The 12,636-nt window shown below is 60.7% G+C and carries 13 protein-coding genes; 7 read left to right on the forward strand and 6 right to left on the reverse strand.

Features of this window, described 5'->3' with window-relative positions; genetic code table 11:
* Positions 1 to 17 precede the first annotated feature (17 nt).
* Both BLS87_RS26895 and BLS87_RS26900 read left to right on the forward strand, forming a co-directional pair.
* Positions 18 to 569: a DNA-3-methyladenine glycosylase I gene (locus BLS87_RS26895; RefSeq protein WP_074757448.1), complete on the forward strand. Its 552-nt coding sequence runs from the start codon at positions 18 to 20 to the stop codon at positions 567 to 569.
* A 163-nt stretch (positions 570 to 732) separates the two neighbouring features.
* Entirely contained in the window at positions 733 to 1,620 is an 888-nt protein-coding gene (locus BLS87_RS26900; RefSeq protein WP_074757450.1) for a lysophospholipid acyltransferase, read from the forward strand.
* A 149-nt stretch (positions 1,621 to 1,769) separates the two neighbouring features.
* Here BLS87_RS26900 and BLS87_RS26905 read toward each other — a convergent pair whose 3' ends face one another.
* From BLS87_RS26905 to def, 5 genes are all read right to left on the reverse strand, one after another.
* The gene (locus tag BLS87_RS26905; protein ID WP_167362114.1) at positions 1,770 to 2,060 is read right to left on the reverse strand and encodes a tetratricopeptide repeat protein; all 291 of its coding nucleotides are present in this window, start codon (positions 2,058 to 2,060) and stop codon (positions 1,770 to 1,772) included.
* A 36-nt stretch (positions 2,061 to 2,096) separates the two neighbouring features.
* Positions 2,097 to 3,470 carry a Trk system potassium transporter TrkA gene (gene trkA / locus BLS87_RS26910; RefSeq protein ID WP_074757454.1) on the reverse strand — a complete coding sequence of 458 codons (1,374 nt, stop codon included), beginning with the start codon at positions 3,468 to 3,470 and terminating at the stop codon, positions 2,097 to 2,099.
* Positions 3,471 to 3,645: 175 nt separating this feature from the next.
* The gene (gene rsmB, locus BLS87_RS26915) at positions 3,646 to 4,968 is read right to left on the reverse strand and encodes a 16S rRNA (cytosine(967)-C(5))-methyltransferase RsmB (protein WP_074757456.1); all 1,323 of its coding nucleotides are present in this window, start codon (positions 4,966 to 4,968) and stop codon (positions 3,646 to 3,648) included.
* Positions 4,965 to 5,924: a methionyl-tRNA formyltransferase gene (gene fmt / locus BLS87_RS26920; RefSeq protein ID WP_074757458.1), complete on the reverse strand. Its 960-nt coding sequence runs from the start codon at positions 5,922 to 5,924 to the stop codon at positions 4,965 to 4,967. The genes rsmB and fmt overlap by 4 nt, the downstream gene beginning before the upstream one ends.
* 125 nt (positions 5,925 to 6,049) lie before the next feature.
* Positions 6,050 to 6,556 (reverse strand): peptide deformylase, encoded by a 507-nt coding sequence (gene def / locus BLS87_RS26925; RefSeq protein ID WP_074757460.1) that lies wholly within the window; start codon positions 6,554 to 6,556, stop codon positions 6,050 to 6,052.
* Positions 6,557 to 6,698: 142 nt separating this feature from the next.
* Between def and BLS87_RS26930 the strand changes: the two genes are divergently transcribed.
* The 3 genes from BLS87_RS26930 to tsaC all read left to right on the forward strand — a co-directional run bounded on the left by BLS87_RS26930 (position 6,699) and on the right by tsaC (position 9,558).
* Positions 6,699 to 7,724, forward strand: coding sequence for a LysM peptidoglycan-binding domain-containing protein (locus BLS87_RS26930; protein WP_074757462.1), 1,026 nt, complete (start codon positions 6,699 to 6,701; stop codon positions 7,722 to 7,724).
* A gap of 124 nt (positions 7,725 to 7,848) precedes the next feature.
* Positions 7,849 to 8,961: a DNA-processing protein DprA gene (gene dprA, locus BLS87_RS26935; RefSeq protein ID WP_074757464.1), complete on the forward strand. Its 1,113-nt coding sequence runs from the start codon at positions 7,849 to 7,851 to the stop codon at positions 8,959 to 8,961.
* Positions 8,962 to 9,000: 39 nt separating this feature from the next.
* Positions 9,001 to 9,558 (forward strand): L-threonylcarbamoyladenylate synthase type 1 TsaC, encoded by a 558-nt coding sequence (tsaC, locus tag BLS87_RS26940; RefSeq protein ID WP_074757466.1) that lies wholly within the window; start codon positions 9,001 to 9,003, stop codon positions 9,556 to 9,558.
* A 125-nt stretch (positions 9,559 to 9,683) separates the two neighbouring features.
* On the opposite strand, the gene BLS87_RS26945 is transcribed toward tsaC, so the two are convergent.
* On the reverse strand, positions 9,684 to 10,661 hold the full coding sequence (locus tag BLS87_RS26945; RefSeq protein WP_074757468.1) for an NADPH:quinone reductase: 978 nt from the start codon (positions 10,659 to 10,661) through the stop codon (positions 9,684 to 9,686).
* A 214-nt stretch (positions 10,662 to 10,875) separates the two neighbouring features.
* Between BLS87_RS26945 and hemF the strand changes: the two genes are divergently transcribed.
* Both hemF and aroE read left to right on the forward strand, forming a co-directional pair.
* Positions 10,876 to 11,796 (forward strand): oxygen-dependent coproporphyrinogen oxidase, encoded by a 921-nt coding sequence (hemF, locus tag BLS87_RS26950; protein WP_074757626.1) that lies wholly within the window; start codon positions 10,876 to 10,878, stop codon positions 11,794 to 11,796.
* On the forward strand, positions 11,796 to 12,623 hold the full coding sequence (gene aroE, locus BLS87_RS26955) for a shikimate dehydrogenase (protein WP_074757470.1): 828 nt from the start codon (positions 11,796 to 11,798) through the stop codon (positions 12,621 to 12,623). The genes hemF and aroE overlap by 1 nt, the downstream gene beginning before the upstream one ends.
* Positions 12,624 to 12,636 lie beyond the last annotated feature (13 nt).

The following is a 12,636-nucleotide window of genomic DNA, read 5'->3' on the forward strand; positions in this document are numbered from 1 at the left end:
CCACCCTTGGGAGCCCTATGCCACGCTGCTTTTGGTGCAACGAAGATCCGCTTTATATGGACTATCACGATCAGGAGTGGGGCGTGCCGTTGCGCGACGCGCAGATGCTGTTCGAGTTTCTATTGCTCGAAGGGTTCCAGGCAGGTCTGTCGTGGATCACGATTTTGAAGAAGCGCGCGCGGTATCGCGAAGTGATGTTCAACTTCGACGTGCAGCGCATTGCAAACATGACCGACGCCGAGATCGAGGCATTGATGCTTGAACCGGGCATCATCCGCAATCGCCTGAAGCTCAACGCCGCGCGAAAAAATGCACAGGCCTGGCTGCGTCTGGAAGACCCGGTTGCGTTCGTCTGGTCGTTCGTCGGTGGCCAGCCAAAGGTCAATCACTTCAAGGATCGCAGCGAAGTCCCAGCCATCACGCCAGAGGCCGAAGCCATGAGCAAGGCCCTGAAAAAAGCCGGTTTCACCTTCGTCGGCCCGACCATTTGCTATGCGTATATGCAGGCCACGGGGATGGTCATGGACCACACGGTGGATTGTGATCGGTATGCCGAGCTCTCACGGTAATTGAATATCCATTGTAGGAGCCGGCTTGCTGGCGAAAGCGGTGTATTAGCCGCTATTAGAGGTGGCTGACCCGACGCTTTCGCCAGCAAGCCGGCTCCTACAGGGGACCGCACTGGTCGCCGTAGTGGTTACAATGCCCACCTCATCGATTCAGGAGTGATCTGTGGATAAGTTCAAAGGCGCCATGATGGTCGGGGCGTTGCGGTTATTTGCCCTGTTGCCGTGGCGTGCCGTGCAGTGGGTGGGCACCGGCATCGGCTGGTTGATGTGGAAGCTGCCTAACCGTTCTCGTGAAGTTGCGCGCATCAACCTCTCCAAATGTTTTCCCGAGCTGAGCCCCACCGAGCTTGAAGCGTTGGTCGGTCGCAGCCTGATGGACATCGGCAAGACCTTGACCGAAAGCGCCTGTGCGTGGATCTGGCCTGCTCAGAAATCGATCAACCTGGTGCGTGAAGTCGAAGGCTTGCAGGTGTTGAAGGACGCTTTGGCGTCCGGCAAAGGCGTGGTCGGCATCACCAGCCATCTGGGCAACTGGGAAGTGCTTAACCACTTCTATTGCAGCCAGTGCAAACCGATCATTTTCTATCGTCCACCCAAGCTCAAAGCCGTGGATGAACTGCTGCGCAAACAGCGCGTGCAGTTGGGTAACCGTGTGGCCGCGTCGACCAAGGAAGGGATTCTCAGCGTCATCAAGGAAGTGCGCAAAGGCGGTTCAGTGGGGATCCCGGCGGATCCGGAGCCGGCTGAATCAGCCGGTATCTTCGTGCCGTTCTGCGGCACCGTGGCGCTGACCAGCAAGTTCGTGCCGAACATGCTGGCGGGCGGCAAAGCGGTGGGCGTGTTCCTGCATGCCATGCGCCTGGACGATGGCTCAGGCTACAAAGTGGTTCTGGAAGCGGCGCCGGAAGACATGTACAGCACCGACACCGAAACCTCGGCGGCGGCGATGAGCAAGGTCGTTGAGAAGTACGTGCGCGCTTACCCGAGCCAGTACATGTGGACCATGAAGCGATTCAAGAAGCGGCCCGAGGGGGAGACGCGCTGGTATTGAGTCTGGCCTGAGCGAGCGCGGTCACTCCTGTAGAAGCCGGCTTGCTGGCGAATGGAGCCGTCCTGATACATCACTGTTGAATGACGGATTGGGTTCGCCAGCAAGCCGGCTCCTACAATGAATTGCATTTCTATGCGGTATCTGGGGCGCTACGCTTTGCGATCCAGCTTTTTAAGAAACACCGTCATCTCTTTTTCGGCCTGTTTGTCGCCATGGCCGACTGCCGCTGAAATCCCCTGCTCCCAGGCCTGACGGGCTTGTGCGGTATCCCCCGCCGCCAGCCAGGCCTTGCCGAGCAACTTCCACGCCGCGGAATATTTCGGGTCGAATGCGACGCAGTGCTGCAAGTGCTCGATGGCCTTCTGAGGATCTCCGGCATCGAGATACCCTTTGCCCAGACCGAAACGCAGCAGTGCGTTATCCATGCCCTTGGCGAGCATCTTTTCCAGCGAATCGAGCACGTCGGATCTCCTTGCTTAAAAAAAGCTCAGCCCTACCTGAAATAGCCGTTCCACATCGCGGATGTACTTTTTATCCACAAGGAACATGACCACATGGTCGCCGGATTCGATCACCGTGCTGTCGTGGGCAATGAGCACTTGTTCGGCGCGAGTGATAGCCCCGATGGTGGTGCCGGGCGGCAGGTTGATGTGCTTGATGGCCTTGCCGATCACTTTGCTCGACTTGGCATCGCCGTGGGCCACGACCTCAATGGCTTCGGCGGCGCCGCGCCGTAGCGAATGCACGCTGACAATGTCGCCGCGCCGCACGTGAGCCAGCAAGGTGCCGATCGTCGCCAATTGAGGGCTGACCGCGATGTCGATTTCCCCGCCTTGCACCAGGTCCACATACGCCGGGTTGTTGATGATGGTCATGACCTTTTTTGCGCCCAGCCGCTTGGCCAGCAACGACGACATGATGTTGGCTTCATCGTCGTTGGTCAGGGCAAGGAACAGGTCGGCGTTGTCGATGTTTTCTTCCATCAACAGGTCGCGGTCCGAGGAGCTGCCTTGCAGGATCACGGTGTTGTCGAGCGTGTCCGACAAATAGCGGCAGCGCGCCGGGTTCATCTCGATGATCTTCACTTGGTAACGATTTTCGATGGCCTCGGCCAGACGCTCGCCGATCTGCCCGCCACCGGCGATGACGATGCGCTTGTAGCTCTCGTCCAGACGGCGCATTTCGCCCATCACCGCACGAATGTCCGCCTTGGCGGCAATGAAGAAGACTTCGTCATCCGCCTCGATGACGGTATCGCCTTGGGGAATGATCGGACGGTCTCGGCGGAAAATAGCAGCGACGCGGGTGTCGACATTCGGCATGTGCGCGCGCAACTGACGCAGTTGCTGGCCCACCAACGGGCCGCCGTAATACGCCTTCACGGCAACGAGTTGCACCTTGCCGCCGGCGAAGTCGATGACCTGGAGCGCGCTCGGGTATTCGATCAAACGCTTGATGTAATTGGTGACGACTTGCTCCGGGCTGATCAGCACGTCCACCGGAATGGCGTCGTTGTCGAACAGCCCGGCACGGGTCAGGTAGGCCGATTCCCGAACCCGGGCGATCTTGGTCGGGGTATGAAACAGCGTGTAGGCGACCTGGCAGGCGACCATGTTGGTTTCGTCGCTGCTGGTCACGGCCACCAGCATGTCGGCATCGTCAGCACCGGCTTGGCGCAGTACGGTCGGGAAAGAGCCACGGCCTTGAACGGTCCGGATATCCAGCCGGTCACCCAGTGCGCGCAGGCGATCCGCGTCGGTGTCGACCACGGTGATGTCGTTGGCTTCGCTGGCCAGATGTTCTGCCAGCGTGCCACCGACCTGTCCTGCACCGAGAATGATGATCTTCAATCAGTCTCTCCTTGAATTGATGATGGTGTCGTTGCCTGCGCAGGGGGACGCATATGTTTGAAAGGGAACGCGGACTGTAGGAGCCGGCTTGCTGGCGAATGCAATCGATCATTCACCACAGTGGCGTCTGACCTGACGCTTTCGCCAGCAAGCCGGCTCCTACAAGGGAGTCGCGTCAGGTGCCTGCCGCGATCTTGATCAGTTTGGCGTAATAAAAGCCGTCATGCCCGCCTTCCTGCGCCAGCAACTGGCGGCCGTGGGGTTGTTTAAGGCCCGGCGGTGGATTGCCTTGCTGACCGGCGATGTCCAGCTCCCGTGCGCCGGGCGTGCGGGCGAGGAAGGCGTCGACCACTTCGGTGTTCTCGGTGGGCAGTGTCGAACATGTGGCGTATAGCAGAATGCCGCCCACCTGCAGGGTCGGCCACAACGCATCGAGCAGCTCGCCTTGCAGCGTCGCAAGGGCTGGAATGTCATCGGCCTGACGGGTCAGCTTGATGTCCGGGTGACGACGAATGACACCGGTCGCCGAACAAGGCGCGTCGAGCAGAATGCGCTGGAACGGCTTGCCGTCCCACCATTGATCGGTGGCACGGGCGTCGGCGGCAATGAGCTCTGCGCTCAGGCCCAGACGATCCAGGTTCTCCTTCACGCGCACCATGCGCTTGGCTTCCAGGTCCACGGCGACAACGCCCGCGAGCCCCGGCTGCACCTCAAGCAGATGGCAGGTTTTGCCGCCCGGAGCGCAACAGGCATCGAGCACACGTTGACCCGGCGCCAGCTCCAGTAGATCGGCTGCCAGTTGTGCGGCTTCGTCCTGCACGCTGATCCAGCCCTCGGCGAAACCCGGCAGCGAGCGAACGTCACTTGGTTCGGTCAGCACGATGCCATCCTGACTGTAGGTGCTGGCAGTGGCGGCGATGCCTGCGTCCTGCAGCAACTGGACGTACTGGTCACGCGTCTTATGACGGCGATTGACCCGCAGGATCATCGGCGGATGTGCGTTGTTCGCGGCACAAATCGCCTCCCAATGCTCCGGCCATGCGGCTTTCAGGGCTTTTTGCAGCCAGCGTGGATGAGCGGTTCTGACGACAGGGTCGTGCTCGAGCTCGGTCAGCAACGCTTCGCCTTCACGCTGTGCACGACGCAGGACAGCGTTGAGCAGTGCCTTGGCCCACGGTTTTTTCAGTTTGTCTGCGCAACCGACGGTTTCACCGATGGCCGCATGCGCGGGGATGCGCGAATAAAAGAGTTGATACAAACCGACCAGCAGCAATGCCTGAACATCGTTGTCGGCGGCTTTGAAGGGTTTCTGCAGCAGCTTCGCGGCAAGGGCTGACAGCCGAGGTTCCCAGCGGGCGGTGCCGAACGCCAGGTCTTGGGTCAGGCCGCGATCACGGTCCTCGACCTTGTCCAGTTGAGTGGGCAGCGAGCTGTTGAGCGACGCTTTACCGCTGAGTACGGCAGCCAATGCCTTGGCAGCGGCGAGACGCGGATTCATTGGCTGTCCACCTGAGCACCCAATACGGTGCCGACGGCAAATTTTTCACGACGGCTGTTGAACAGATCAGCGAAGCCCAGCGGTTTGCCGCCCGGCAATTGCAAGCGAGTCAGGCGCAGGGCGTTCTGCCCGCAGGCCACGACCAGACCGTCCTTGCTGGCGCTGAGTACCGTACCGGGCTCGCCTTCGCCTTCGGCGACCTGAGCGGCAAGCACTTTCAGTGCCTCGCCGTTGAGGGTGCTGTGGCAGATCGGCCAAGGGTTGAAGGCGCGAACCAGACGTTCCAGTTCATCCGCCGGGCGCGTCCAGTCGATGCGTGCTTCGTCTTTGTTCAGCTTGTGAGCGTAGGTGGCAAGACTGTCGTCCTGCACTTCGCCCACCAGTGAACCCTCCGCCAGGCCTGCAATGGCCTGTAGAACAGCAACGGGTCCGAGCTCAGCCAGGCGATCGTGCAAGGTGCCGCCGGTGTCTTCGCCGGTGATCGCGGTAACGGCCTTGAGCAGCATCGGTCCTGTATCCAGACCGGCTTCCATGCGCATGACCGTGACGCCACTTTCAGCATCGCCAGCCTGCACGGCGCGCTGGATCGGCGCTGCACCGCGCCAGCGCGGCAGCAAGGATGCATGACTGTTGATGCAGCCCAGACGGGGAATATCCAGCACCACCTGTGGCAGGATCAGGCCGTAGGCGACCACCACCATCAGATCGGGCTTGAGGGCGGCGAGCTCGGCCTGTGCTTCAGGCGCACGCAGGGTGGGCGGTTGCAGCACCGGAATATCGTGCTGCAGGGCGAGTTGCTTGACCGGGCTGGGCATCAGCTTCTGGCCACGGCCTGCCGGGCGATCGGGCTGGGTGTAAACCGCGATCACTTCATAGGGGCTGTCGAGCAGGGCTTTGAGGTGTTCGGCGGCGAATTCAGGGGTGCCGGCGAAGACGATGCGCAGTGGCTCAGTCATGGGCTTCTCGTTGAAGAATATGGCCGCAGGAGAGCGTTTGCCCGAGGTTGCAGGGTGTCAGCCGACGAGTGCGTCGCAGACAGATTGCAATCGCGGGCAAGCGCGCGCCTACAGATAGGGAGGAATCAAGCGTTTTGCTTGTGCTGTTTTTCCAGCTTCTTCTTGATCCGGTCACGCTTGAGATTAGACAGGTAGTCCACGAACAGCTTGCCGTTGAGGTGATCGCATTCATGCTGAATGCACACGGCGAGCAGGCCTTCGGCGATGAGTTCGTAAGGCTGACCATCACGGTCCAGCGCCTTGATCCTGATCTTCTGGGGACGGTCGACGTTTTCGTAGAAGCCAGGCACCGACAGGCAGCCTTCCTGGTACTGATCCATTTCGTCGGTCAGCGCCTCGATCTCGGGGTTGATGAAAACCCGTGGTTCGCTGCGATCTTCGGAGAGGTCCATTACAACGACGCGCTTGTGTACGTTAACCTGCGTCGCCGCCAGACCGATGCCAGGTGCCTCGTACATGGTTTCAAACATGTCGTCGACCAACTGGCGAATGCCGTCGTCCACAGCAGCCACCGGCTTGGCGATGGTGCGCAGGCGCGAATCGGGGAATTCGAGAATGTTTAAAATGGCCATATACGTAAGAGCTGCACTTGTAGGGTAAAGTCAAAATCGGCTGCTAGGCTGTGGACGTCACAAGCGGGCAACCCTTGTAAAACCGAAGTCTCGCAAGACTCAATGTTTCACGCGAAGCCAACATGATAAAGGGATTCACCGCATGAGGAAATCACTACTCGCCCTGCTGCTGTTGGCCGCGACAGGCCTTGTCCAGGCGCAAGTACAACTCAGGGATGGCCATCCACAGAGTTACACCGTTGTCGCCGGTGACACACTCTGGGACATTTCCGGCAAGTTTCTGAGCCAACCGTGGAAGTGGCCGCAGCTCTGGCGCGCGAACCCGCAGGTCCACGACCCTGATTTGATCTACCCCGGCGACACGCTGAACCTTATTTATGTAGACGGCCAGCCGAGGATTGTTCTTAACCGTGGCGAGTCTCGCGGCACGATCAAACTGTCCCCTCGGGTGCGCAGCACGCCTATCGCCGATGCGATTCCGACCATTCCGCTGGGCGCAATCAACGCATTCCTGCTCAACAACCGGATCATGGACACCGCCGAGCAGTTCGAAGATGCACCGTACATTGTGGCCGGTAATGGCGAACGCGTCTTGAGCGGCGCCGGGGACCGGATTTATGCGCGAGGCAGCTTTGACCCGGCCCACGTGTCCTACGGCATCTTCCGCAAGGGCAAGACCTACTACGACCCAGAAACCGATGAACCCTTGGGTATCAACGGTGACGACATCGGAAGCGGTGAAGTGGTAGCCCGCGAAGGTGACGTGGCGACGGTGCAGATGCAGCGTTCGACTCAAGAGGTTCGCCTGGGCGACCGCCTGTTCGTCAGTGAAGAGCGCGCGATCAACTCCAACTTTCTGCCGAGTGAGCCGAAGCAGGAAATCAGAGGCACGATCATCGATGTGCCGCGCGGCGTGACTCAGATTGGCGAGTTCGACGTGGTCACGCTGGACCGTGGTCGTCTCGACGGTCTGGCGGAAGGCAACGTGCTGGCGATCTATAAGGCGGGCGAGACTGTTCGCGACCGCATCACGGGCGAGCAGGTAAAAATCCCGGACGAGCGTTCAGGTCTGCTGATGGTATTCCGTACTTACAATCGTTTGAGCTACGCGATGGTGCTTCATGCGTCCAGATCTCTGGCGGTGAACGACCGGGTGCGCAATCCGTAATGCTATGTATCAGCTCTAAAACACTTTTTCCCACCGGCGTGCTTCACTTATCTAATTGTTGTTAACAGACTTATCCACAGGTTGGCCCGCTCATTGAAGTGGGCCACGGATCAAGGAAGATCTCATGCCGTTGTTCGAAAATGCCGGGCAGTCCCCTGCCGAGCTGGAGGCGCGTCTGCGCCTTCATCGATTGCCCGAAATCGGTCCCAAGCGTTTTCATACCCTTATCGATGCGTTCGGCAGTGCCTCTGCTGCGTTGAGCGCGCCGGCGTCCGCCTGGCGATCCTTGAGGCTTCCGGCGGCCAGTTCTGACGCACGGCGCAGCCCGGAGGTGCGTGACGGCGCGAGCGCTGCATTGGCCTGGCTAGAGCGTCCGGGCCAGCATTTGTTGATGTGGGACGATCCCGACTACCCTGCCTTACTGGCTGAAATTGCCGATCCCCCTCCGCTTCTTTTCATCGCCGGTGATCGCACCTTGCTTGATCGTCCGCAGCTCGGGATGGTCGGCAGTCGACGCGCCTCCAGACCGGGACTCGATACGGCGAAGGCGTTCGCCCGTAGCCTGGCGGGGGCTGGATTTGTTGTCACCAGCGGCCTTGCACTCGGCATCGATGGCGCTGCGCATCAGGGTGCGCTGGATGTAAAAGGTGCCACGATCGGCGTCCTTGGCACGGGCATCGAAAAACTTTATCCACAGCGGCATCGTCAACTTGCAGCGACCATGGTGGCGCAGGGTGGCGCGGTGATTTCCGAGCTTCCGCTGGACGCCGAACCCCACGCCAGCAATTTTCCGCGACGCAACCGGATTATCAGCGGCCTGTCGTTGGGCGTGCTGGTGGTGGAGGCCAGTGTTGCCAGTGGCTCGCTGATCACGGCGCGGCTGGCCGCTGAGCAGGGCCGGGAGGTCTACGCGATTCCCGGATCGATTCATCACCCGGGCGCTCGGGGCTGTCATCAACTGATCCGTGAAGGCGCGGTATTGGTGGAGACCATCGATCACATACTGGAGGCGCTGCAAGGCTGGAAAAATCTGCCGCCGAGCAATGAACCGGGGGAAAGCAAGCCTGGAATCATCCATCCCCTTCTGGCATTGCTGCATGCCGCTCCGCAGACCAGCGAGGGCTTGTCAGCCAGCAGTGGCTGGCCGTTGCCCAAGGTACTGGCGGCCCTGACCGAACTTGAACTCGACAACAGCGTGGCCTGTGAGGCCGGGCGATGGTTTGCCCGGGCGCCCTGAGGTTAAACTGCCCACCAGCGTTAATTCGGAGAGTGAACGATGGTCAGCAGTTGGCGTGTGCAACAAGCCGCACGAGAGGTCCGGGCCGGAGCGGTGATTGCCTATCCAACCGAAGCGGTATGGGGTCTGGGGTGCGACCCTTGGGATGCGGAAGCGGTTTACCGCTTGCTGGCAATCAAGGCGCGGCCTGTGGAAAAAGGCTTGATCCTGATTGCCGACAATATTCGCCAGTTCGATTTCCTCTTCGAGGATTTCCCTGAGCTGTGGATTGATCGCATGGCCAGCACCTGGCCTGGCCCGAACACCTGGCTGGTGCCGCATCAGGGCCTGTTGCCCGACTGGATCACAGGTGGCCGCGACACCGTGGCGCTGCGTGTCAGCGATCATCCGCTGGTGCGTGAGCTGTGCGCGTTGACCGGGCCGCTGGTGTCGACGTCGGCCAACCCGACGGGCCGACCTGCCGCGCGTTCGCGATTGCGGATCGAGCAGTATTTCCACGATCAGCTGGACCTGGTCCTGGGTGGTTCGCTGGGCGGGCGTCGTAATCCGAGTGTGATTCGTGACCTGGTGACGGCCGAGGTGGTGCGGGCGGGGTGATGTCGTTTGCACGACCCTGTAGGCGCTGCGCGAGGTTACAAGAGTGGCGAATGCGGTGTGTCAGGCAAAACGCGTTCGCCACTGTCGTGACCTCCGCCAGCTCCTACAGGTATTGTGTCGTTGGACTAAGGCACCAAAATGATCGACCCGGTCGTGCGTCGTGCCGACAGCTCGGTGTGCGCCTTGGCCGCGTCCTTCAAGTCGAATTTTTTCAGGTCATCCACCTTGACCTTGCCGCTGGACACCATCGCGAACACCTCGTCGGCCATCGCCTGCAAGGCTTCCGGGGTGTTGGCGTAGGAACCGAGGGTCGGGCGGGTCACGTACAGCGAGCCTTTCTGCGCCAGGATCCCCAGGTTCACGCCCGATACAGCCCCTGAAGCGTTGCCGAAACTCACCAGCAGTCCGCGCAGCTCCAGGCAGTCCAGAGAGGTTTCCCACGTATCTTTGCCGACGCCGTCGTAGACCACCGAGACTTTCTTGCCATCGGTCAGTTCAAGCACGCGCTTGGCCACGTCTTCCTTGCTGTAGTCGATGACTTCCCACGCGCCGTTGGCTTTGGCGTGGGCGGCTTTCTCCGGCGAGCTGACCGTGCCGATCAGCTTCACACCCATGGCGCTGGCCCACTGGCAGGCGATGGAGCCCACGCCCCCGGCGGCGGCGTGAAACAGGATGATTTCTTCAGGACGAATTTCGTACGTCTGCCGGAACAGGTACTGCACCGTCAGGCCCTTGAGCATGATGGCCGCGGCTTGCTCAAAGCTGATGTCGTCCGGCAGTTTGACCACGTTGGCCGCCGGTGTCAGGTGCAGGTCGGCGTAGCTGCCAAGAGGCCCGGTGCCGTAGCCCACGCGGTCACCGACTTTGACGTGGGTGACTTCTGTGCCGACCGCCTCGATCACGCCCGCCCCTTCGTTACCCAAGCCCGATGGCATCGAGGCAACGGGATACAGACCCGTGCGGAAATAGGTTTCGATGAAATTGACGCCAATCGCTTTGTTGCGCACAAGCACTTCGTTCGGACCGGGAGCGGCCGGCTCGAAGTCGACGTACTCAAGAACTTCAGGGCCGCCGTGGGCGCGGAACTGGATACGCTTTGCCATTTGCTTTCTCCGTCATGGATCGAAACTTTTGTACGAAAGGGCTCTATCGGACTCCTTCGTTTGGTCTTCGTCAACTGCGGCACCGGCCAAGCCGGTGATATGCTACGCGCCACTTTCGCGGCAGCGTTTTGATGGGCGACGCTCTTCTCAGCGGCAGATTGCGCCCAAAACGATGCTCACAAACACCGGTTTCACGTTCTTTCAAGGTACTGCCATGTCCTTTCGCACCGATGCCGTCAAAGCCTATCTGCTGGATCTGCAAGACCGGATCTGCGCCGCGCTGGAACAGGAAGACGGCAGCGCACGTTTTGTCGAAGACGCTTGGGAGCGTCCCGCCGGTGGCGGCGGACGGACCCGAGTGATCGAGAACGGCGACGTCATCGAAAAAGGCGGCGTCAACTTCTCCCATGTCTTCGGCGCAGGGCTCCCGCCTTCAGCCAGTGCTCATCGTCCGGAACTGGCTGGACGTGGCTTTGAGGCATTGGGCGTGTCGCTGGTCATGCACCCGCATAACCCACATGTTCCGACCTCACACGCCAACGTGCGTTTCTTCATTGCCGAAAAAGAAGGTGAAGAACCGGTCTGGTGGTTCGGCGGCGGCTTCGACCTGACGCCTTACTACGGTGTTGAAGAAGACTGCGTGCACTGGCACCGAGTCGCCGAGCAGGCCTGCGCGCCGTTTGGCGCCGATGTCTACCCGCGCTACAAGGCCTGGTGCGACCGGTATTTCCACATCAAGCATCGCAATGAGCCGCGCGGCGTGGGCGGTCTGTTCTTCGATGACCTGAACGAGTGGGATTTCGACACCAGCTTCGCTTTCCTGCGGGCCATTGGCGATGCCTTTGTGGACGCCTACCTCCCCATCGTGCAGCGCCGCAAGGCCACGCCTTACACAGCACAGCAGCGCGAATTTCAGGAATTTCGCCGTGGACGTTACGTGGAATTCAACCTCGTCTACGACCGAGGCACGCTGTTCGGGTTGCAGTCGGGTGGCCGCACCGAATCCATCCTCATGTCCCTGCCGCCGCAGGTACGTTGGGGCTACGACTGGAAAGCTGCACCGGGCAGCGAGGAAGCGCGCTTGACCGACTACTTCTTGCAGGATCGCGACTGGCTCGCTGAGGAAAACACGTAATGACTGACCACTATGTCGTCTTCGGCAACCCGATCGCACACAGCAAGTCGCCGCTGATTCACCGCCTGTTTGCCGAGCAGACCGGTCAGGCGCTGGATTACCAGACCGCCCTGGCGCCAGTCGATGACTTCACGGCGTTCGCCAGGCAATTCTTCGTGTCCGGGCTTGGCGCAAACGTCACTGTGCCGTTCAAGGAAGAGGCCTATCGTTTGGCGGATCAACTGACCGAACGCGGTCGTCGCGCCGGGGCGGTAAACACCTTGGCGATGCAAGCCGACGGCAGCCTGTTGGGCGATAACACCGACGGCGCGGGCCTTGTGCGTGACGTGAAGGTCAATCATGGCGTGACACTCAAGGACAAGCGCGTGCTGTTGCTGGGGGCTGGCGGGGCTGTACGCGGTGCGCTGGAGCCGCTGCTGGCCGAAGAGCCGTACGTGTTGGTCATCGCCAACCGCACGGTGGAGAAGGCCGAACGGCTGGCACAGGAGTTTGCGGATATCGGTCCGGTGCTGCCCGCCGGTTACGACTGGCTTGAAGAGCCGGTGGACATCATCATCAACGCAACGTCCGCCAGCCTTTCGGGAGAGGTGCCGCCGTTTGCGCCAAGCCTGATTCAACCGGGCGAAACCTTTTGCTACGACATGATGTACGCCAAGGAGCCCACCGCGTTTTGCCGTTGGGCGACCGAGCATCATGCCGGGCGAGCCGTGGACGGCCTGGGGATGCTGGTCGAGCAGGCGGCGGAAGCCTTTTTCCTGTGGCGCGGCGTGCGCCCGGACTCAGCGCCGGTGCTGGCCGAGTTGCGGCGGTTGATGGCTGAGGGTTGATCAACAAGTGGAT

This window comes from Pseudomonas abietaniphila (assembly GCF_900100795.1).
Classification (GTDB): Bacteria; Pseudomonadota; Gammaproteobacteria; order Pseudomonadales; family Pseudomonadaceae; genus Aquipseudomonas; species Aquipseudomonas abietaniphila.